This is a genomic window from Micromonospora foliorum, assembly GCF_022229015.1.
Taxonomy (GTDB): Bacteria; Actinomycetota; Actinomycetes; order Mycobacteriales; family Micromonosporaceae; genus Micromonospora; species Micromonospora foliorum.
In genome coordinates this window covers 1-20,394 of the sequence record NZ_JAKKFF010000566.1, presented here as the reverse complement: position 1 = coordinate 20,394, position 20,394 = coordinate 1, and the positions used below count along the sequence as shown (strand labels likewise).

20 protein-coding genes, 1 tRNA gene and 3 pseudogenes are annotated in these 20,394 nt (G+C 70.3%); 12 read left to right on the top strand and 12 right to left on the bottom strand.

Features of this window, described 5'->3' with window-relative positions; genetic code table 11:
* The 3 genes and pseudogenes from PSH25_RS31510 to PSH25_RS31500 form a co-directional block, all read right to left on the bottom strand.
* Positions 1-305 (bottom strand): annotated as a pseudogene (locus tag PSH25_RS31510) (hypothetical protein); the annotation flags it as partial.
* Positions 295-1,473, bottom strand: a complete 1,179-nt coding sequence (locus PSH25_RS31505; protein WP_308193769.1) for a sensor histidine kinase — start codon at positions 1,471-1,473, stop codon at positions 295-297. The gene PSH25_RS31505 and the pseudogene PSH25_RS31510, both read right to left, overlap by 11 nt.
* Positions 1,474-1,591: 118 nt before the next feature.
* On the bottom strand, positions 1,592-1,987 hold the full coding sequence (locus PSH25_RS31500) for a VOC family protein (RefSeq protein WP_238662519.1): 396 nt from the start codon (positions 1,985-1,987) through the stop codon (positions 1,592-1,594).
* A gap of 136 nt (positions 1,988-2,123) precedes the next feature.
* On the opposite strand from PSH25_RS31500, the gene PSH25_RS31495 reads away from it, so the two are divergent.
* Positions 2,124-3,107 carry a hypothetical protein gene (locus PSH25_RS31495; protein WP_238662518.1) on the top strand — a complete coding sequence of 328 codons (984 nt, stop codon included), beginning with the start codon at positions 2,124-2,126 and terminating at the stop codon, positions 3,105-3,107.
* 54 nt (positions 3,108-3,161) lie between these two features.
* Here the strand turns inward: PSH25_RS31495 and PSH25_RS31490 are convergent, their stop codons facing one another.
* On the bottom strand, positions 3,162-3,485 hold the full coding sequence (locus PSH25_RS31490; protein WP_238662517.1) for a plasmid stabilization protein: 324 nt from the start codon (positions 3,483-3,485) through the stop codon (positions 3,162-3,164).
* A gap of 364 nt (positions 3,486-3,849) precedes the next feature.
* Between PSH25_RS31490 and PSH25_RS31485 the strand changes: the two genes are divergently transcribed.
* Positions 3,850-4,596, top strand: a complete 747-nt coding sequence (locus PSH25_RS31485; protein ID WP_238662516.1) for a GAF and ANTAR domain-containing protein — start codon at positions 3,850-3,852, stop codon at positions 4,594-4,596.
* Positions 4,597-4,774: 178 nt separating this feature from the next.
* Entirely contained in the window at positions 4,775-5,272 is a 498-nt protein-coding gene (locus PSH25_RS31480) for an STAS domain-containing protein (RefSeq protein WP_238662515.1), read from the top strand.
* 39 nt (positions 5,273-5,311) lie between these two features.
* Here PSH25_RS31480 and PSH25_RS31475 read toward each other — a convergent pair whose 3' ends face one another.
* From PSH25_RS31475 to PSH25_RS31465, 3 genes are all read right to left on the bottom strand, one after another.
* On the bottom strand, positions 5,312-6,355 hold the full coding sequence (locus tag PSH25_RS31475) for a hypothetical protein (protein WP_238662514.1): 1,044 nt from the start codon (positions 6,353-6,355) through the stop codon (positions 5,312-5,314).
* On the bottom strand, positions 6,355-6,852 hold the full coding sequence (locus tag PSH25_RS31470; protein ID WP_238662513.1) for a SigE family RNA polymerase sigma factor: 498 nt from the start codon (positions 6,850-6,852) through the stop codon (positions 6,355-6,357). The genes PSH25_RS31475 and PSH25_RS31470 overlap by 1 nt, the downstream gene beginning before the upstream one ends.
* Positions 6,853-6,928: 76 nt before the next feature.
* Entirely contained in the window at positions 6,929-7,159 is a 231-nt protein-coding gene (locus tag PSH25_RS31465) for a GntR family transcriptional regulator (RefSeq protein WP_238662512.1), read from the bottom strand.
* A gap of 506 nt (positions 7,160-7,665) precedes the next feature.
* Here PSH25_RS31465 and PSH25_RS31460 point away from each other — a divergent pair.
* Positions 7,666-7,980, top strand: a complete 315-nt coding sequence (locus PSH25_RS31460; RefSeq protein WP_238662511.1) for a hypothetical protein — start codon at positions 7,666-7,668, stop codon at positions 7,978-7,980.
* A gap of 2 nt (positions 7,981-7,982) precedes the next feature.
* Here PSH25_RS31460 and PSH25_RS31455 read toward each other — a convergent pair whose 3' ends face one another.
* Positions 7,983-8,363 (bottom strand): VOC family protein, encoded by a 381-nt coding sequence (locus PSH25_RS31455; protein ID WP_238662521.1) that lies wholly within the window; start codon positions 8,361-8,363, stop codon positions 7,983-7,985.
* Between the two features lie 53 nt (positions 8,364-8,416).
* Complete coding sequence (locus tag PSH25_RS31450; RefSeq protein ID WP_238662510.1) at positions 8,417-8,896, bottom strand: hypothetical protein; 480 nt, start codon at positions 8,894-8,896, stop codon at positions 8,417-8,419.
* An 893-nt stretch (positions 8,897-9,789) separates the two neighbouring features.
* Between PSH25_RS31450 and PSH25_RS31445 the strand changes: the two genes are divergently transcribed.
* From PSH25_RS31445 to PSH25_RS33815, 4 genes are all read left to right on the top strand, one after another.
* Complete coding sequence (locus PSH25_RS31445; RefSeq protein WP_238662509.1) at positions 9,790-10,092, top strand: MerR family transcriptional regulator; 303 nt, start codon at positions 9,790-9,792, stop codon at positions 10,090-10,092.
* A gap of 608 nt (positions 10,093-10,700) precedes the next feature.
* Positions 10,701-11,501: a DUF4184 family protein gene (locus tag PSH25_RS31440; protein WP_238662508.1), complete on the top strand. Its 801-nt coding sequence runs from the start codon at positions 10,701-10,703 to the stop codon at positions 11,499-11,501.
* A gap of 388 nt (positions 11,502-11,889) precedes the next feature.
* Entirely contained in the window at positions 11,890-12,489 is a 600-nt protein-coding gene (locus PSH25_RS31435; protein ID WP_308193768.1) for a trypsin-like peptidase domain-containing protein, read from the top strand.
* A gap of 74 nt (positions 12,490-12,563) precedes the next feature.
* On the top strand, positions 12,564-13,097 hold the full coding sequence (locus PSH25_RS33815; RefSeq protein WP_308193767.1) for a tyrosine-type recombinase/integrase: 534 nt from the start codon (positions 12,564-12,566) through the stop codon (positions 13,095-13,097).
* An 80-nt stretch (positions 13,098-13,177) separates the two neighbouring features.
* Here the strand turns inward: PSH25_RS33815 and PSH25_RS31425 are convergent.
* A tRNA-Arg gene (locus PSH25_RS31425) sits at positions 13,178-13,253 on the bottom strand.
* Positions 13,254-13,413: 160 nt separating this feature from the next.
* Between PSH25_RS31425 and PSH25_RS31420 the strand changes: the two genes are divergently transcribed.
* Complete coding sequence (locus PSH25_RS31420) at positions 13,414-14,109, top strand: hypothetical protein (RefSeq protein WP_238662506.1); 696 nt, start codon at positions 13,414-13,416, stop codon at positions 14,107-14,109.
* 127 nt (positions 14,110-14,236) lie between these two features.
* On the opposite strand, the pseudogene PSH25_RS31415 reads toward PSH25_RS31420, so the two are convergent.
* Positions 14,237-15,259 (bottom strand): annotated as a pseudogene (locus PSH25_RS31415) (alpha/beta hydrolase); the annotation flags it as partial.
* Positions 15,260-15,492: 233 nt separating this feature from the next.
* The gene (locus tag PSH25_RS31410; protein ID WP_238662505.1) at positions 15,493-15,912 is read right to left on the bottom strand and encodes an HPF/RaiA family ribosome-associated protein; all 420 of its coding nucleotides are present in this window, start codon (positions 15,910-15,912) and stop codon (positions 15,493-15,495) included.
* Between the two features lie 304 nt (positions 15,913-16,216).
* Between PSH25_RS31410 and PSH25_RS31405 the strand changes: the two genes are divergently transcribed.
* From PSH25_RS31405 to PSH25_RS31395, 3 genes and pseudogenes are all read left to right on the top strand, one after another.
* Positions 16,217-17,086 carry a single-stranded DNA-binding protein gene (locus PSH25_RS31405; RefSeq protein ID WP_238662504.1) on the top strand — a complete coding sequence of 290 codons (870 nt, stop codon included), beginning with the start codon at positions 16,217-16,219 and terminating at the stop codon, positions 17,084-17,086.
* A gap of 435 nt (positions 17,087-17,521) precedes the next feature.
* A pseudogene (locus tag PSH25_RS31400) lies at positions 17,522-18,502 on the top strand (cobalamin biosynthesis protein); the annotation flags it as partial.
* A 185-nt stretch (positions 18,503-18,687) separates the two neighbouring features.
* A complete protein-coding gene (locus PSH25_RS31395) occupies positions 18,688-20,226 on the top strand; it encodes a cobyric acid synthase (protein ID WP_238662503.1) in 1,539 nt (512 codons plus the stop codon).
* Positions 20,227-20,394 lie beyond the last annotated feature (168 nt).

Here is a 20,394-nt window from a genome sequence, read left to right as displayed (position 1 = left end):
TGCAGCAGTCGCACCCCGGCCACCGCGCCGGTCACGGCGACCAGTATCCACGCGCCGTGCACAACCGCTGGCTCGGCGAACTCCGTGCGCTCGGACAACACCGGCGGCAGCGCGATCGCGACGTGCCAGGCCAGCGCGATGACGACGGCGGCGATCCGGGCACCCCGGTCGGACGCGTGCGCGACGTCGGCCGGCGCGGCCAGCGCCGCGGGGGAGACCGGCTCCCGGGGCGTCGGAACGCTCCTCCGGTGCGGTGCCTCCGCAGCGTCGGTGGTGTGCGCCGGGGTGTTCAGGTCAGCCGACACCGGGCCACTCCAGTCGGATCCGGGTGCCGGCACCGACCGCCGAGCGCACGTCGGCCCGCCCACCGACCGTCGTCATCCGGCCCCGGATCGACTCGCGCAACCCGTACCGGTGCGGTGGGACGGTGGCCAGGTCGAAGCCGGGACCGTCGTCGACGACCTCGACCACGACGCCGATCGCGTCCCGGGTCAGCCGCAGCGTGGCCCCGGCGCCCGGCGCGTGGCGGACCACGTTGGACAGCGCGGCGTAGGCGCTCTCACCGATCGCGTCGGCCACCCCCACCGGGACGGCGCAGGACGCCAGGTCCAGCCGTACCGCAAGCTCGGGCAGCCGATCGGCCACCGCCCGCAACCGTCCGTCGAGCGGCACCGGGCCGTCGCCGGCCACCGGGCTGCCGTCGGTGAGCGAGACGAGGGTACGCAGGTCGGCCGCGCACCGGTCCCGGAAGACAGTCGACGGACCGGCCACCGCGCCCAGCCCCACCATGGTCAGCGTCCCGAGCACGGTGTCGTGCAGATCGCGGTTCTGTTGGCGTTCGGCCTCGCGGGCGGCACGCGCGACCAACGCCTCCCGGGTCAGTCGATGGTGTTCGACGAAGGCCCGGTCCGCCCGGCCGATGCGTCGGCGCATGACCGCCGCCATCATCGCCGTACAGGCGGTCTGCGCCAGCAGCGTGGCGGCGTGCGCCCGAGCTTCGGTGGGGTTGTCGGCCGCCTGCGCCCCGGTCACGTAGGTGGCGATCACGAGCAGCCCGGCCGGGATCGACCAGCGCGCCGGGGCGGTGGCCTGCGCGTTGATCACCGTGGTGCTGGCCAGCACGGCGATCCAACTGCCCTCGCCGGGCAGCACCTCGGGCGCCACCAGCACGGGAATGAGGAGGCAGGCCAGCGCCGTGACCGCCACGTCACCGGCGACGAGGGCGGGGCCGATGCCGTGGCGCAACGCGCGGTGTGCGTACCAGAGGGACCAGCCGGTCAACACACCCACGGCGGGCAGCAACACCGCCTGCTCGACCGGCGGGGTCTGCACCGACACGGCCACCGCCGCGCCGAACAGCCCGCAGCTCAGCCTCAGCAGCGCCGGCAACGTGGTGAAGATGAGGCCCAGGGCACCACCGGCCGGATTGTCCAGCGTGGTCGGCGGCACGGTTGGGGTGGCAACGGCCGGCATCGGGAAGTGTCCTTCCGACAACGACCCGGTCCGGGTCCACGCGGCGTAGATCGACATCGGACAATAGCATGGGCGACGGTACGGGGTGACCCTTGTGTTGCGGAGTGTCGCTAATGTGTCACTCTGCGCTCCGGGGCTGGAGGAGATCCCACCGGTTGCCATAGAGATCGACGAACACCGCTACCGAACCGTACGCCTCGTGCCGTGGTTCCTCCAGGAAACGCACCCCGGCCGCCACCATTCGGGCGTGGTCCCGGGCGAAGTCCTCCGTGTACAGGAACAGCCCGACCCGGCCACCGGTCTGGTCGCCGATCCGAGCCCGCTGCTCGGCGTTGCCCGGCCGCGCCAGCAGCAGGGCCGTCTCCCGGGCCCCTGCCGGGCGGACCACCACCCAGCGTGAACCGTCCGGTCGGGCGGTGTCCTCCACCAACTCGAAACCGAGGTCGCCGACGTAGAAGTCGATCGCCTCGTCGTACTCCCTGACCAGTAGCGCGACAAGTCCCAGATGTGCCATTCGGCCATTCTGCCGACCGGCGCCCCGGCCCCAGCCGGCGACGTCCCCGCCGGTCACCCGCGTCACGCCTCGGACCGGCCGGAACCAGGCGGGCCTGTCGTCCGTCTCATCCTCCGGGTGAAAGGTGGTGAGCCGGATGCGTTCGTCCCGGACGGTACTGGCGGTGGCACTGCTCGGCATGGCGCTGAGTGGCTGCGGTGGCACGGGGCCGGGCGGGGTCGACGAGCCAGCTCCGGCCCAGATCGTCGATGGGTGGACCTCCTGCGCCAAGGACGCGCCACGAGCCGGCGAGACGTTCGCGGTGCCGAACACGCAGACGCCGCCACCGGCTGTGCAGGAGCCGACGATCGGTCGCATCGACCCCGCCTTCTCCCCGGTCGCCGCCGTGATCTGCGGACGGGAGGTCCGGCCGGGGCCCAACGGCGGCCAGGAGCAGATCGCCACCGAGCGACGCGCCGAGGAGATCGCACCGTTGCTCACGGCGCTCCGCCTGCCCAACGAGCAGGCCGGCGGGGAGGTCGCCTGCACCCTCGACCTGGTCATCCCGCCATGGTTGGCCCTGCTGGACGACCGGGGACGCTGGCTGCGGCCACACATCCCGACGGACTCCTGCGGTAAGCCGCGCGCCGAGGTGATCGACGCGCTGGCCGGGCCGCAGTGGACCACGGTGGACACCCGTACCATCCGGCAGATCGAATCCGCGGCGGCCGAGGCCGCCGGATGCGCGCAGCAGTGGACGGACATGGTGTGGGTGGAGACCCGGAACGGTAACCCCGGTCCGGTCGCCCGGCCGGCCGCTGGACCGCTGCGCCTCTGCGTCTACCAGGTGCCCGCGTCGCTCCAGGACGGCGACAAACCGGCGGGCGACTTCGTGTACGGCGGGCCGCTGCCGGCCGAGCGCCAGGCGGGTGTGCTCCGGGCGCTGTCCAACCGCCGGGCGGTGGTCGACTGCGACATCCCGGCGACCCGCTTCGCGGTGCTGCGCCCACTCGACGGGGCAGGCCCGGACCGGTACGTGGAACTCGACGGTTGCCGACGGTTCCTGGTCGCGCCAGCGACGGGTGGGGCGCAGCTCGGCCAGGGCGACGACGCGCTGGTCGCCCTGCTCGGGCCCGTCTGAGCCGGCTCGGCCGATTTGCGCCACCCACCCTGCCGGGGCGGGGACCACCGGTCGCTACTTCGACAGGGCCCGCTCCAGCTCGCTCTTGGACATCGACGAGCGGCCCCTGATGCCGCGCTGCTTGGCCTCGTTGTACAGCTGCTCCTTGGTGCGACCCTGGGCGCCGCTGTGGGAACGCTTACCGCCACGGTGCCCGGACGACACGTCGTTGCGGGAGGACCGGCTCGCCGTGCGGGACTCACCCGAGCGGGCCCGTTCCTTGTTGACCGTGCGGGCCGCGATCTCCTTCGCCCGCCCGGAGGAGGCGCCGCGCTGCTGCGCGCTCTCCTTGATGTGCTCGTACTGCCGTTCTCTCTTCGGGCTTGATCCTGCTGGCATCGGTGCCTCCCACCTCCGCTGTCGAGTGCGGTCCAGACCCGGCTCGCGCTTCTGACTGCCATCGGCACTTGCGAGCCGCGGCGTGGTGTTCACGCTGTCTGAGGACGATGCCCCGGCGTCCGGGGGGTCAAACGAGTGCCCCCGAGCCGATCCGGCTGCACCTTCGGGGAGGTTCCACTCGGCGTCGTATAGTTGTCGCCGCAGCCGACGCCTCGGCGTCGGTCAGTCAGCGTCCAGCAGCGGGCGCCCGGGCTCGGTTGGCGAGTCCGTGCGGCGCCCCGTGCTCGCGGTGCGCCATCACCACGCGCGCTGCCGTCGCCTTCCTGCAACCGGTACGCGCCCCGGGCACGAGGACCTTGAAGTCATGGCACAGCAGCCCATTGATCCCAATGCGGCGATCTCCGAACTCGGCCAGATCAAGCTCGGCGAAACCGACCTGTCCGGGGTGTTGACCCAGGTGTCCGAGCTGGCACGACGCACGATCCCCGGTGCGCAGGAGGTGTCGGTGACTTTGCTGAAGCAGGAGAGTGCGCACACCGCCGCGTTCAGCGGTGAGATGGCCCTGCGACTCGACGAACTGCAGTACGAGCATGGCCAGGGTCCGTGTCTGGAGGCGGCCAGAGACGCCGCCGTCGTGTCCGTCCCGAACATGTCCGAAGAGGTCCGCTGGCCGCAGTGGGCGGCGCAAGCCGTGCAGGGCGGAGCTCACAGCTCACTGTCGATCGGGTTCCCGATCCAGGAGTCCGTGCTCGGTGCGCTGAACATCTACGGGGCCGAAGCGGGTGCCTTCGACGAGGACGCGGTCACCCTCGCACAGACATTCGCGGGGTACGCCGCCGTCGCCCTCGCCAACGCCCACCTCTACGACGCCACCGCCACCCTGGCCGCACAGATGCAGTTGGCCATGCAGAGCCGGGCCGTCATCGAGCAGGCCAAGGGCATCATCATGGGCGAACGCCGCTGCACCCCCGACGAGGCGTTCGCCGTCCTCGCGAAGGTTTCCCAGGACTCCAACCGCAAGTTGCGGGAGGTCGCCGCCGCTCTGGTGGAGAGGGCCACCCGGCCGCAGAGTGTCAAGCGTGATCGCGGTGGGTCAGGCAACCTGCCGTAGGCGGTGGGCAACGGGCTGTGGTGCCGCCGAAAGTGGCCGCCCACCAGCGCAGCGCCGGCTGAGCTCGGCCAGGGACGGCCGTGCCGACTGGCGGCCGACTGCCCAGCCGGTTATCGTCGAGGTTGGTCAAGCCATGCGCCAATCCTGTTACGGATTTCAACAGGAAGCGTGTGCTCCTATGACTGAGCGTTCCTGGTTCTCCCAGAGCCACTTCGACAGTTTCCCGACGCCGGTCAGCCTCAGGCAGGTCACGCCAGCGCCGCTCGCCGACAGCCAGCGGGATGGCCGTCTCGACGTGGACACCTCCGGGCTGTCGTTCCAGGTGACTCGCTACACCGAACCCACGAACCTGTCCGCGACCGTCTCGGCCGACCGGATGGTCGTCGCCCCGGTGGGGTACGTCGACATGGACACCGCGCCACGCCTGGCGACGGCTCTGATGAACGCGATCGACAGCCATCCCGAAGTCTGCTGCGACCTGAGCGGCGTCGGCTTCTTCAGCGCCGCGGGTGTGCACGTACTCCTGGTGGCGCGCGACCGGGCGAACCGGGTCGGCTCCCGCTTCTCGATCAGAGGCGCCACGGGAATCACCCAGCGGGTGCTGCGGATCACCGGGGTGGAGCGCCTGCTCCTGGGTCCCGAGCAGGACACCGGTCCAATCGCCCGGCTCGGCTGATCCGCGGTGCAGGACCCGTGCTGCCGCCATGCGGTGGCATCACCAGGTGTCGGGGCGGTCGAGATCGCGGGCCGGCCGGTACCCGCCGAGGACCGCCAAGCCCTCCGCCTCGGTGTAGCCGTTCCCCCAACCCTTGCGGAACGCCTCGACGAGGCACGGTTCGACGGCCATCTCCAGCACGTCACTGCCTTGCCGGCGTACCCGGTAGGGGCCGGCGACGAGATCCCCGGGCCGGGCCTCGTCGCCGTCCGGGGCGAGTTGCGCCCGAACCGTCAGCCAACGGCCGGATGCGTCACCGACCACCAGCGAGCCCTCGACGAAGGAGTCCCGCGCCGACCGGCTCAGCGTGACCGAGCACTCCAGCAGCCGTCCGTCGGGCGGCAGCGACCCCAGGCGGAACGGCACGACGCAGCGGTGGGCACCGTCGAACCGGACCCGGCCCGCCGTACCCGTCGCATCGTCACGGGTGGTCGCGTACGTATCGAGCTGGGCCCAGAGCCCGTCGGCGGGTTGCCAGCGGACGAACCACAGCTTCCGGTCGCCGGACGGATCGAACCAGGCGAACCCCGGGCGGTCGCCGACCCGTACCTCGGTCCGTGCCTGCGGTCGCCCCTCCGAGGACAACGTCTGCTGGAGCCCGTCCAGCAACACCTCGGTGCGGGCCAGCACGAAACGGGCCTGACCGCTCGGCCCCCGGAACTCGACGCTCTCGACGCCCCGCCCGGTGCGCCACGTCGCGGAGTCGGCATCGCTGACCAGGGCATCGGTCGAGAAGTGCACCGTCGCGGGATCGGCGCCGACCTCCTCGGGGCGTACGGTCGCATCGCTCTGCGCGTCCGGCAGCATGAGCGCCGCGGCCGGCATGACCGGGTCGTCAGTGCTCCGACCGGCCGGCATCGCCAGAACCACCGAGGTGAGCGCGACACACGCCGCTGCCACGCCCCCGGCCATCAGCCCCCGCCGCCGCAGTCGCAGCCGCCGGCCGCGATGCCGGGCCTGTTCCACGATCGGTGTCGGGTCGACGTCACCGCCCGCGCGATGCCTCAGCGTCGTGGCGAGCTGCTCATCGAGGTCACTGAACATCAGAGCTCTCCTGCCCGTGCGGGGGTTGCCGCAACCTGCCGTTGACGCAGCGCCGCCAGGGCACGCCTCGCGTGGGTGCGAACCGTCCCGGCCGAACAGGCGAGGATCTCGGCGATCGACGTGTCGTCCAGATCCTCGTAGTAGCGCAGCACGATCACGGTGCGCTGACGCGCCGGCAGCTCGCAGACCAGCCGCCACAGTGCGTCGCGCTCGGCGACCCCGGTGGCCTCGTCCACGTCACCCGCCCGATCGAGCACCGCGGCGACGGAGATCTCGCGATTGCTCCGCCGACGCCACCACGAGTTGTGGGTGTTGACGAGCATGCGCTGGACGTAGGCGTCCGGCCGATCCGTCCGGGAGATGCGCCCCCACCGGGCGTACGCCCGGGCGAGGACATCCTGAACCAGGTCCTCGGCTCGGTGCTCGTCACCGGTCAGCAGCCGGGCGAGCCGCACCAGCGCCGACGTGCGGGCGAACGCGTACTCCTCGAACGTCACGCCCTATTAACGCCGTAGGTCGGCCAGCCCGTAGACACCTGCCGGGCACTTTGTGCGCAGCGGGCCCGTGGCGCGCCTACTTCTCGCTGACGTAGGTGCCCCGCTGCGGCACAGTCATCACCAGTCCACGCTCTCGCAGGAGGCGCACTGCCGCGCGGACCGTGCCGCGAGCGACGCCGTACTCCTGCTGAAGCGTGGATTCACTCGGGATGGGTCGCCTGGGTGGCAGCTCCCCGGTCTCAATTCGCTTGGCGATCACGTCTGCGAGCTGAACGTAGATCGGCGTCGGAGACAGTGGATCGATCATGGACGCAACCTAGGGGACGTCTATAGACGTTCAAACCTTCGGTACGTCTATAGACGTACAGGGACGTACAACGCTACGGTCGTCGTCAGGGCGACGCACCGTAGGAGGTCGGATGCGAAGGGTCCGTTTCGACGACTACCTACTGTCAGTGGCGCTGACCCTGGCGCGGCGTCACCGTCCGGCATGGAGCTGGGAATGTTGGCGCTACGTGTGCCGCTGCGGTGCCGAGCTTCCCTGCCGGTTCCGGCACCGCGTCCCGATCAATCGAGGGCACTGGCCCGGTGAAGATCAATGACGAAGCACGGACCAATCCTGCCGCTCTGGCTGTGCGAGACGTGCCATCGGCCTTGGCCCTGCGTTCCACGCCGCGATGAGCTGCTGGGCGAGCACGCCGACACCCCACTCTCGCTGGCCCTCTACATGGGCGCGTGCCTGGTGTCCGCCCGGACGGACATGAGCTGGGCCCCGCCGGAGGCCCTCCGGCACCGCTTCCTCGGTTGGATGCCGTGACCGGGCTCAACTCCGGCGATGTGGTGCTGATCGGGTCGGCGTGTTCGGTGCAGTTCAGCGGCGAACGGGCGCTCCGGCTTCGGCTCGTCTCAATCGGCAGCGTCGACCCGTACGACGGCTGGGTGTGGTTGACGGGCTACGTCCTCGACGCGAAGGGCGCAGCTACCGACAAGCGAGAGGTGTACGTCCAGCGTGCGGGCATCGTCGTCGAGCAGGAACATCCCGGTTCGCCGCCGCCCGGCCGGAACGTCGCCCAGGCCCGCACGAGCCCCCCACGGCTACGAAAGTCGCCGCAGTCCGCCCTTCCATGAGGTCAGAGTTGTTGGACGATCTGGATCGGGTTGCCGTCCGAATCGGCCGTCCAGGCGATCAGCAGACGATCGAGCCACCGGTGCGGTGCGGCCAGTGCGGGGGCGCCGTTCGCCGTGAGTTCGGCGTACGCGGCCGCGGTGTCGTCGGTCCAGAGGATCACGGCGGCCCGCTGGCCCTGGGGCGCAGGGTCGAGCCCGTGGTCGTCGCGGGTGGAGGCCACCGAGGCGATGCCGATCTTGTAGCCGTCGAGCACGAGATCGATGTGGATCGGCTCGCCCTCGGCCGGCACCCGGAAGGTCTCGGTGAAACCGAGACCGGCGTAGAACTGGGCGGCGCGGGAGACGTCCTCGCTGAAGAGGATCACCTGAGGAGTGCGGAACATCGTCACCACCCGACGCTACGAATTTCCGTCACATGCGCTGCTGTCGGCCCCGGCTAGAGACAGATCCAGCAGTAGATGTTGTCCCCGCTCGTGCCTGCTCTGCGGGCCAGCCCAACGAACTCGCGCAAGCGCGACAGCATGACCTCCGGCTGAGTATCGCTGTAGTGGGACAGCTCCTCGATGTGTGACCACCGGTCGGCCAGGTCCGGCAAGCGGTCATCCGGGATCTCGGCAAGCGCATCCCGGGCGCGTTCGCTCAGTACGACGACCCAGGGGCCTTCGTACTCAAGGTCCTCACCAACACCCTCCGGCCAGACAAGTTGATCCCCGATCACATCGGTGCCCCACGGCCTGCCGAGGGCGAACGATACGACCTTGCCGAGGGCGACGGACGGATCGATTCCCTTGCCATCCACGGCGTCCTCGACCGGGGAGTCTCCCTCTCGCACCACCGGGCCGCCATCGATGGCAGCCATCAGCTCAGCGACAGCCTCGTCGTCAGAAGCACGGAAGTAGTCGTACAGAACACCCACAGCGCCTCCGATCGACTGCCATGCCGCGACCCTGTAGGGCGGCCGAGAGAACATACAGCCCGCCGCGAGGGGAGTCCGGTAGCCATCACGGTCCGGGGTGGGACACCCACCTTGAGGCTGCCTTCGTGGTCGGTGTTGTGGGCACCGGCCAGTCTCGGCTGCTACGCCGGTCAGCTACCCCGTCGTCCTCGCCGTCGGCGCTTGGCACTACGGGGCGTTGGCTGCGCATTGCCCTACTGATCTCGCGCACGACGCCACCCGCGACGGTCCAAGCTCACGGATGGCTGTACTGGCGGGGCTATCTCCGTCCCCGGAGAAAATCTATGTGCGAAGCGCTAGACATTCGCGCCGTTGGCAACTAAGGTTCCTGGAGTCGAGAGCAGAGCTAACAAAGACGCTGACGTTGCCGCCCCGCACGAGGGCGAAGGAGCGGGCCAGGAAGTTTGCAAGTCCCGCTCAGCTTGGCGGCAGACATTTGCCGTAGTCAGGTAGTACGCAGAAGGGCGTGTGACAGCGGGTGGGGCCAACGCTTGTTCAGGGCTTCACCCGAGGTAAGGAGAGTTCGTCGCACGTGTTGGGGCCACGAAGTCGCGTGGGGCTCGGACACCGACGGACAGCACGGAGTACGCATAGGAAAGCAGAGGCAAGGGAGGGCATTACACCGTTGGATCGCCCGCTGCCAGTCGCGTTCGTGGGCTGGGTGCGGACACCGCAGTTTCCCTCGAACGAGAGGTGGTCTCCGGTCACGCTTACGCGATCCTCGCACCCGAAGCCGTCCCTGACGGCCGGTGCGGATAAGACAAGCCGACGTTCTGTCGGTAGATGGTGTTCCTGACCCACAACCCTTGGGCCCCGGTGCTTTCGAGCACCGGGGCCCTCGTGACGGAGGTTCCATGGCTCAACCCGACGACATGCTCGACGATGAGGACTACCCGGCCTACACGATGGGCCGTGCCGCCGAGATCCTCGGCTGCTCGCAGGACTTTCTACGCCGACTCGGCGATGCGAAACTGATCGACCCACAGCGCTCCAGTGGAGGGCACCGCCGCTACTCCCGCTACCAACTGCGCCTTGCCGCGCGAGCTCGGGAGATGTGCGACCAGGGCACCGACATGGCCTCGGCCTGCCGGATCATCATCCTTGAGGACCAGCTCGAAGAGGCCCTTCGGCGCAATGAGCGCCACCAGCAGAGCTGAGCACACCCACCGAGCGGGCCTGCCCGCGAGGTGCAGCCGACCGCCATACGGTCCCTCCCGTCAGGGCAGGGGCCGTCTGTCGTCTGGGGAGGGTTCTCGGTCGTGTGGATGGGCGGAAGCTGAAGGTCAGCGGTGGTGCGCCCGGCAGGATTCGAACCTGCGGCCTTGGGATTAGAAGAAGATCGCGGACGACCGGTCAGGCCATCGCGCCCCTGCTCAGCCTGTCCTTGGGTGTCGGGTGTCGTCGGCCACTGCCGCTCTCCTTGGCTGTACGGATGGCTGTACGACCGGCCGGCGCTGGCTGTCTGATCCGTAGATTCCCAAGACCACGTTAAGGCCGTCCGATACCGTCCGCCTGCTCCTGGTCCTCAAGCGCGCTCGGCGACTCGATCGGGTCCGTCCCGTCCGGTCCAGTCCGCCCCGGTGGCTCCCACGCGTGGCTCCCAGACTGTCAGCTTGGGAATTTGTCGATGCACGGCCGTCCAATAAGCCCTCCGGCCAGATCGGCTCGGTCCTCGACGGCCTGGTCTGCTCCTGGCTGACCTACGCCAATTGAACGTTAATGGCACGTCGGTCCCACTATTGACCCCAGGTGGGAAGATCCTCCGATGCCGCTCACCTTTCCGTCGCATCCAGGTGTGGTGCTCCCGCTCAAGCTCTGGCGACCCCGATGGTTCGACGGTGTCGCGTTGACTACCGGGGCGGTCGCACCCGACATCAAATACGCGTTCCTCGGGATCGGACCGGAGTGGCAGAGCCACACCCTCACCGCACTGATGTGGTGGTGCCTGCCAGTGGCGCTGCTCGGCGCGTGGATCGTCCGCGCCACCGTCGCAACCCTCGCCGCGCACCTACCCCACCTCGGCCCGCTCGCGCTGCGCGACTACGGGGTGCTCGCCACAGTGCGCCGCCCCTGGCAGATCACCGCCGGATCGGCACTGCTCGGCGCGGCCAGTCACATCGCGTGGGACTACCTCACCCATACCGTGGCGTGGCTGCGCATCGTATTCGGCATCGACTGGGACCAGGTCAGCGACGTCGCCTGGTGGACCGTGTCCGACATTCCCAGCAGCCTTGTAGGCGCGCTGGTCACGCTCGGCGTCGCCGTCGTGGTCGGCCGCCGCCGGCTCCTTCGCGCCTGGCACGGGGACCCACCGCCGGTCCCCACCCGCCCGGCGGTGTTCTGGTCCGTCGCGGGCGCTGTTGCAATCGTCGGGTACGCCCTAACCCCGCTTTTGCCAGCCAAGGAGCTGCCATGGGCGACTACAGTACGGCTGCTGTGCATCACGGCCGGGGCGTTGCTCCTCGCCGCCCTGGCAGTGAAAGCAATGAACGCTAAGACCGCCCCCGCTGACACACGCACGGTGGCGCGTGGGAGTCATTCGGAAGCGCCACCCTCATCGCTGTAGCAGGTCTGCCGGCGCTGGGTGACTGGCGGATCTCTGAGGAGGGCCGGGGTTCGGGGCAGCGCCCCGAGGTCTTCGTGGACTTGTCGTCCGTCAGCGTGGCCGGCCGGCCCGGCCGATGCCGGCCGGAGGTCGCCAGCAGGCCGGGGCCGGGCCGGCGCGGCCCGCTTGCGGGCCGCCTTGATTACTAAGAGCCCAATTCGGCAAGCTGTCACCGTGATTTCTCAGCCGTCCGTCCAGTCGTTGTTCCTCGAAGCCATGGCCAACGGGGAAGTACTTGGAACAGGGACGGGATTCGTGGTAGAACACGGCAACCGTCCATATTTGATAACCAATTACCACGTCGCCGCAGGCCGCAGCCCGATCGACGGTCAGCCTCGGCATCGGAGCGGTGCGGTGCCGGACAAACTCCGAGTGTCTTACCTTTTACCGCCGATGCCAGGCCGGCTCTTCTGGGAAAGAACGATACGAAACCGTTCTTGACGTGGAGGAAGACCGCGCGCTTTGGCTTGAACATCCGACACATGGGCGGCTTGTAGATGTCGTCGCAGTTCCACTTGCCAACTCCGCCGGGACGGAGCTGCGCCCCTACGATCTCTCGGGCAGGGCGCCCGAAATAATGGTCGGCCCGTCCGACGGAGTAAGCATCGTTGGTTTTCCATTTGGCATAACTGGTGGGGGAAGGTTCGCTATATGGACGCGCGGATTCATCGCGAGCGAAAGGGACGTGGATTTCCATGACCTGCCGCGCTTCTTGATAGACGCGAGAACGCGTCCAGGGCAGTCTGGCTCTCCCGTCATTGCCTACAGCGCCGGTGGAATGACCTCGATGGCCGACAGGTCCACTGCAATCTTCGATGGGCCTGTGACAAATCTTCTCGGGATTTATTCTGGCAGGATCAATGAGCAGTCAGATCTGGGAATCGTATGGAAAGTTCGCGCAATCAAGGAGATCCTCGCTGCCCAAAAGCCCGGCGTTGCTGGCCTTTGACTCTGGGCATTCAAGTCGGTTTCTTTTGATGCAATGCGGTTGCAATATGCCTCATCCCTTCCGGACCTTCCGTAATGGCGTCGGCTCCTGCACTAAGAAGCCGTCTACGCTTTCCAGGCTTGTTGGCGAACCCGATCGTTCGTACGCCGGCTGCCTGTCCACCTTCAATGTCGGAGGTGGAGTCGCCCTGCAACTCGTGGCACCCAAGACGGAGCGGTCCCGGCGGACGGTTCCGGTGCCGGCGCAGACCGTCGCCCTCTTCCGCGCGCATCGCCCGCAGCAAGCCGCGGATCGGTTGGCGGTGGGGGAGCGGTGGCAGGACCACGGCCTGGTCTTCCCGTCCAAGGTCGGTACGCCGATGGACCCGGACCACATTCGACCGGACGTGGCACAAGATCCGGGCGGCGGCAGGCCTCGACTGGCTGCGTCTGCACGACCTACGGCACGCCGGCGCGACGTTCCTGCTCGTCTCCGGTGCCTCGCCCCGAACCGTGATGAAGGTGCTTGGGCACAGCCAGATCGGGCTGACGATGAACACCTACGCTCATGTCCTGCCGGAGATCGAGCGGGCAGCCGCGGACGAGGCCGCGAAGCACCTCTTCGACTGACTTGGCTGTACGAATGGCTGTACGGAGGCCGTGGTGATCGTCTCGACCGGGAGCGGGAAGCCGCTGGCCTGCGGTGTGAGTGGTGCGCCCGGCAGGATTCGAACCTGCGGCCTTGGGATTAGAAGTCCCCTGCTCTATCCGCTGAGCTACGGGCGCGTGTGGCGTGGATGCCGCGCCCAGAGGGTACCGCCGTCCCACTGCCCGACGGCGAAAAGGGTGCCCGCGTCCACGTTGCCGAGCAGAGTCTCACGTCCACCGCGTAGCGGGCATCCGGGTTACCGCGGACCGGCCTCGCCGCGGACCGTACCTTTGGCTGGTGTTGCTGGATTCCGACGCCGAGAGCGACGTCGCCTACGAGCTGTGCCAGGTCGTCGGTCGCGCCATCCTGCCGTACCGGTCATCGGGCGAATTCGGTACCGCGTTCTTCTATCAGGGCGGCGACGACCCGGTGGGGGAGTCGCTGTTGACGGCGGCCGACCTGGTGGGCGCTTCGGGTGGTGAGTTGGGGCTGCGAGCGAGCGTCACCGAGCCGACGGGGGTGGCCCCGGCCGTCATATCCGAGGCCGAGATCGTGCCCGGGTGGGCCCGCTTCGCGGGTCACGGGGTCGCGGTGTTGCCGACCGCTGGCCTGCACCGGTACGCCGGCGACGGCGGCTGGCGGTGGCGCGTCCAGCCGGTGCCGGCGGGGATCGCCGCCGGGCCCGAGGTGCTCGCCCGCCTCGGCGCCGAGGCCAGTTCCGCTTTCGTGCTGGCCCATGGGGTACGCGAAGACGGGTCGCGGCCGCTGGAGGTCGCGATCGAGCGAGTGGTCCGCGACGGGGACGCCGTGCTGATCACCACGGAGCTGCCGCCGGGGTACGTCGGCGCGCCGGTCTTCATCGTCCAGGCCGCCGCCACCGGCGAGGTTGCCCCGTACTGCCTGGGCCTGGTCCTGCCCGGCGTCGGCGAGCATCCGGTGGCGACCTTCGACCGGATCCGTGCCGTCCTTCCGGCGACGCCCGGCGACGTCTGAGCCGCGACGCCGTCCGGCCTGGTCAGCGGCCCGGCGTCGCCCCCGCCGCGTCGACCGTCTGCGTGTTGGTCGGCGCGGCGTCAGCTCGGGCCGCGTCGGTTGGCGCGGCGTCAGCTGGGGCCGCGTTGGTAGGTGCGGCGTCCGCTGGCGCCGCCTCTGACCGCGCGGCGTCGGTCGGTGGAGCGTCGGCCGGGGCGGTGGGGCCGGCGGCGAGGAACGCCTCGGCCCAGCGACCCACCTCGTCGAAGACCTTCTTCCGTACGGCGGGGCCCGAGAGGGTGAGGTCGTGCAGCCCGCCGTCGAAGCGGGCCAGGGTGACGTGGCGACCGAGGCGGGGCGCGTAGCGGACCATGTGCTCGACGTCCAGTACGGCGTCGGCCAGGGTCGCGTTGTCGTGCCACTTGGTGCCCCGGAAGGACCGGGTCGAGCAGGCCAGCAGTACCGGCACCTGGATGTCCAGCCCGGCACGGAGCCGGCGTTGCCCGGTGCGGATCGCGTTCAGCCAGCCGGCCCGGACCGGGAACCCGGCCAGCGGCTTCCACGCCAGGTCGTAGGTCCACTCGCCGCGGTGGTCGGAGTGGATGCTCTCGCCGTACACCGTGCCCAGCCCGAACGGCAGGATGCGGTGCGGCGCCCTGCGGCCCAGCCGCGACGCGGCGGCCGCGAGGGGTCGGCGCACCGCCCAGGGGGCGTTCAGGTCGAAGAAGGGGCTGTTGAGCACCAGGCCGTCGATGGTGCCGGTGTCGCGGCGGGCGTCCGCCCAGAGCGAGATGATCAGGCCGCCGGTGGAGTGGCCCATCGTCAGCAGGGTGTCGTGCCCGTCGTCCTTGCGGATGATCTCGGCCGCGGCGTCCAGCTCGGGGAAGTAGTCGCTGATGTCGTGGCAGAAGTTCGGGGTCTGGCCCGGGAGCAGGCTGCGACCGTATTTGCGCAGGTCGAGCGCGTAGAAATCCCAGCCTCGCTCGGCGAAGAAGTCGGCCAGATGGGTCTGGAAGAAGTAGTCGACGAAGCCGTGTACGTAGAGCACGGCCCGCCCGGTGGGGCGCTCGGCCCGCCGCCGGACCACTGTCGCGACAACGGGGCCCTCGTCGTCAGTGCCCAGGTCGATCGTCTGCCGCTCGTACGGCGGCCCCAACACGTCCGGTTCCACGAACGCGACGCTACGCCGCCAACCTACCCAGCGGTAGCCCGCGCCCGTTCCCCTCGCCCCGCCCTCCGCCTCGCCCGGCCCTCCCGCGTCGCCCGGCCCCGCGCCCCGCCCCCGCCCCCCGCGTCGATCATGGAGTTGTGGGGTCTCGCAAAAGGGGTGGTTGCGGATCTAACGCCCACCACAATTCCATGATCGACTGAGCGGCGGTGGGGCGGGCGGAGCGGGGCGTGGGGTCAGACCGTTTCCGCGTCGGCGCGGAGGGCCGCGTCCTCGGACTCGTCGGCCTCAAGCTGTGGCTGGGGGACGTCGCGCAGGTGCTTGTTGTGCCGGGGCTCCTGGCGGGTCTTGGCATCGTTGAGCCGACGCCGCAGGTCGTCACGGACGTCGTTGAGGGCGGCGTGCAGGTCCTCCTCCGCGGAGGTGGTGACGATCTTCTGCCGACCGGCGATCCAGCACTCCAGGGTGACCTTCTGCCCGCGCGCCTCCCGGTCCTTCACCGACACCTCCAGCTCGGTGGCGTCAGCGTGGAAGCCGGCGAGCCGGGCGTCGAGGGTGGCGAACTGCTCGGCGATCCAGTTGCGGTCGCCCTGCGAGAACCCGGCGCCCACCCGCAGGCACTCAGCAACGGTGGCCGGGTTCGCCACGGCGCTCATCGCTGCGCCTCGGAAGCGTTCGCGGAGCCGATGGTAGTGATCGTCATGGCGCTGACCTCTCGTCGACGTGGAGCTGTCGGTGGTGCGTTGATCAAGTCCTTACCCAGTTCGGGCGGCCTGGGAAACCGTCGACGGCGGGTCGGGCGGGTCGGACGTACCACATCCGGGCGTGATCAGGGCGTTGTCCACAGGTGGGTTCGTCATCCACAGGTCGGGGATGGCCGCTCGCGTCGGGCGCCCTCGGTGCCGATGCTCGGTGTCGAGTCGACTCGCGCTGGCAGGCCCCGATCCCCTTGGAGGGACGATGTTCGACACTTACGTGACAATCGTCGGCAATGTGCTGACCACGCCCGAGTGGCGGCGTACGACCCAGAGCAACACCCTGGTGGCCAACTTCAAGGTCGCATCCACCGCCCGCCGACTTGATCGGGACAGCGGCCGGTGGGTTGACGGCAATTCGCTTCGCGTCCGCGTCAACTGCTGGCGCAAGCTCGCGGAGGGAGTGGCGGCCTCCGTCATGGTCGGCGATCCGGTGGTGGTCTGCGGGCGGCTCTACACCCGCGACTGGACCGACGACGCCGGCAACCACCGCACGCTCTACGAGCTGGAGGCGGTCGCCGTCGGCCACGACCTGTCCCGGGGCCGGGCGCGGTTCCTGCGCAACCGGCCGAGCATGACCACCAGCACCGTGGAGGACACGGAGGCCGAGAGCCGGGTGCACGGCGAGCCCACCGAGCCGGTGCCGGCCGGGCAGGCACCCGTCCTGCCCGACGACCGTCCGCTGGACGACGACTTCGAGCTGCCCGACTACGCCGAGCTGCGGACCAGCCCGTTCGGCAACGTCCCGGAGGACGACGACAGCTCCCCGGGCGGCGGGATCTCCTCGGGCAGCGGTGTCTCCTCGGGCAGCGGTGTCTCCTCGGGAAGTGGGGTCTCCTTGGGCGGCGGGCTCTTTGGTGACGACGGAGGGCTGCCGAGCGGCGGGCAGGTCGAGCAGGCCAACGTCCCGCCCGGCCTCGACGACGAGTTGGCCCCTCCGCCCGAGGCGGACGACGACAACGCCGACGGTGACCTGGACGTCGAGTTGGGGCCGGTGCCCGACGAGGGACAGCCGGAGCCGGCGCAGCCCGGTCGAGGGCGGCGCGGTCGGGGCCGGATCCCACAGCCAGCCTGACCGATCGGCTCGGCCGACCCGCGTCGGCTCGGCCACCGCGGGTCGGTCGGCGGTCGAGCTGCCTGAGGCTCGGTATCAGTTGCGGGTGCTGCGGCTGCGGCTGCGGCTGCGGCGAAATGGCACCAGACGGTGCGGTGCGGTCCGGTGCGGTGCGCCGCTGCACGGTGCGGCGCGCCGCTGCACGGTGCGGCGCGACACGACGGGGGCGGGGTGGCGGCGCGACGAGCGTTGTCACCCCGCGTGACGGGCGTCGACGTGGCTGCGACGTGGTCTTGTAGCCCTCCAGCGCGGCCCCGAAGTTGGTGAGCCGGGCCTGCCTACCTGTTCGCTTCAGTGGTTCTCGTGGCCGGTGGGGGACCGTGGGTTCGGCTCGTTCACTGGGTGCTCGTCTAGGCTGGCCGGCCGGAGGTGGTGCGGGTGCGACGGACAGCGCCGATGGCGAACGCGGTGGGGCTGCTGGCCGGGTACGCGCTGGACAGGCTGCTCGGCGACCCCCGCCGGTGGCACCCGGTGGCCGGCTTCGGGCAGGCAGCAGGTGCGCTGGAGCGCCGCCTCTACCGCCCGGACCGGACGGCGGGTACGGCGTTCACCGCGCTGGCCGTCGGGGGGCCCGTGCTGCTCGGGGCGGTCGCCGCGGCGGCTACCCGGCACCGGCCGGTGACCCGGGCTCTGCTCGTGGCGGCCGGCACCTGGACCGTGCTGGGCGGTCGCACGCTGCGGCACGAGGCGACCGTCATGGGTCGTACGCTGCGCGACGGTGACCTGCCCGCTGCCCGGCGACGCCTCGGTCACCTCTGCGGACGGGACCCGTCGACGTTGGGCGAGTCGGAGTTGGCCCGTGCCACCGTCGAGTCGGTCGCGGAGAACACCTCCGACGCGGTCGTCGCTCCGCTGCTCTGGGGTGCGGTCGCCGGCCTGCCCGGGCTGCTGGGCTACCGCGCCGCGAACACCCTCGACGCGATGGTCGGGCACCGGTCGACGCGCTACGCGAGGTTCGGCACCCCGGCCGCTCGTCTGGACGACGCGCTCAACCTCGTGCCGTCCCGGCTGACCGGGCTGCTCACCATCGCCGTCGCGCCGGTCGCGCACGGGGACCGCCAACGCGCCTGGCAGGTGTGGCGGCGGGACCGAAACGACCACCCGAGCCCCAACGCCGGTCAGTGCGAGGCGGCGATGGCCGGTGCGCTCGGGGTCCGCCTCGGTGGCCGCAACGTCTACTTCGGGCGCTCCGAGGTGCGGCCGTTTCTCGGCGACGGTCCCCGCCCGGAGGCGCGGCACCTGAAGCGGGCCGCCCGGATCTCCGGCGCGGTGGGGCTGGCCGCCGTCGGGCTGGCCGCCGCGTACCCGGTGACCCTCGGCCGGCTGGTTGGCGCCGTGAGTAGGCGTGCCCTGATCGGCGCCGTAGGTCGGCGAGGGCTGGTAGCTGCGGCCGGAGGGCGCGGGCTGGCCGGCGTGGCTGGAGCATTCCGGCTGGTCGGTTCCGGCGAGCGCGGGCTGCCGGCCGCCGGCAAAGGCACGGCTATCGGCACGGGCGGGGCAGTCGGCACGGGCGGGGCAGTCGGCGTGGACGGGGGCGTCGGGGTGCGGCGGGGGAACAGGCGGTGAGCGGCGGGCTGCTGGTGGCCGGCACGACGTCCGACGCTGGCAAGAGCGTGCTCACCGCGGGCATCTGCCGCTGGCTGCACAGGCAGGGCGTGAAGGTGGCGCCGTACAAGGCGCAGAACATGTCGAACAACTCCGCGGTGGTCGTCGGGCCGGACGGGCGGGGCGGCGAGATCGGGCGCGCCCAGGCCATGCAGGCTGCGGCGTGCGGGCTCGCACCCGACCTGCGGTTCAACCCGGTGCTGCTGAAGCCGGGCAGCGACCTGGCCAGTCAGGTGGTGCTGCTTGGCGAGGCGGTCGACACGATCACCGCCGGCACCTTCCGGCAGTTGCGTCCCCGGCTCGCCGAGACCGCGTACGGGGCGCTGGCCGAGCTGCGCGAGATGTACGACGTGGTGATCTGCGAGGGCGCGGGCAGCCCTGCGGAGATCAACCTACGGGCCGGCGACTACGTCAACATGGGGCTGGCCCGGCACGCCAACCTGCCCACCATCGTCGTCGGCGACATCGACCGGGGTGGTGTCTTCGCCTCGATGTTCGGCACCGTGGCCCTGCTCGACCCGGCCGACCAGGCGCTGATCGCCGGCTTCGTGATCAACAAGTTCCGGGGTGACCTCGGGCTGCTCCAGCCGGGTCTGGACATGCTGCGTCAGGTCACCGGCCGCCCCACGTACGGGGTGCTGCCCTGGGCACTGGACCTGTGGCTCGACGCGGAGGACTCACTCGCCTACGGCCGGGTGCTCGGCCGACCCGCCGCCCCGCACGGCAGCGAATGGCTGGATGTGGCCGTCGTGCGCCTACCCCGGATCAGCAACGCCACCGACGTGGAGGCGCTCGCCACCGAGCCGGGGGTCCGGGTACGGCTCACCATCGAACCGGCCGAGCTGGCCGCCGCCGACCTGGTCGTCCTGCCCGGCTCCAAGTCCACCGTCGCCGACCTCGCGTGGCTGCGTGAAACCGGCCTCGCCGACGCGGTGGCCGCCCACGTGGCGGCCGGCAAGCCCCTGCTCGGCCTCTGCGGAGGTTTCCAGATGCTCGGCCGCGCCATCCACGACCCGGTCGAGAGCCGGCAGGGCAGCATCCCGGGGCTCGGTCTGCTGCCCATCGAGATCACCTTCGATCCGCGCAAGACCGTCCGGCAGTCGGTGGGCACCGGTCACGATGGCCTTCCGGTGCGTGGTTACGAGATCCACCACGGGTACGTCTCCCACGCCGACCCCAGCCTGACCCCGCTGCTGACCGGCGACGACGGTGTCGGAGAGGGAGCCGTGCTCGGCGCGGTGCACGGCACGCACTGGCACGGGGCGTTCGAGTCCGACGGGTTCCGGCGGTGGTTCCTCACCGAGGCGGCTCGCCTGGCCGGCCGCAGCGGGTTCCGGGTCGCACCGGCCACCAGCTTCGCCGCCGCCCGGGAACGCTCACTCGACCTGCTAGGCGACCTGGTCGAGGAACACCTCGACACCGACGCCCTCTGGCGTCTCATCGAAGCCGGCCCGCCCGCCGGCCTCCCCTTCATCCCACCCGGGTCACCGTCCTGACCCGGCTCACCGTCTTGACCCGGCTCACCGTCCCATGGGGAGTGCGCGGGCCGAACCGCGCATGATCGTGCTCGATCCTTGTTGTAGGGGCCTCGCCCACGCGAGGAGGGGCCTGTTTCCTGGATCTAGCGCGATCTTGAGCCGGGCCGCCCGCCCGGGCCGCCCAGC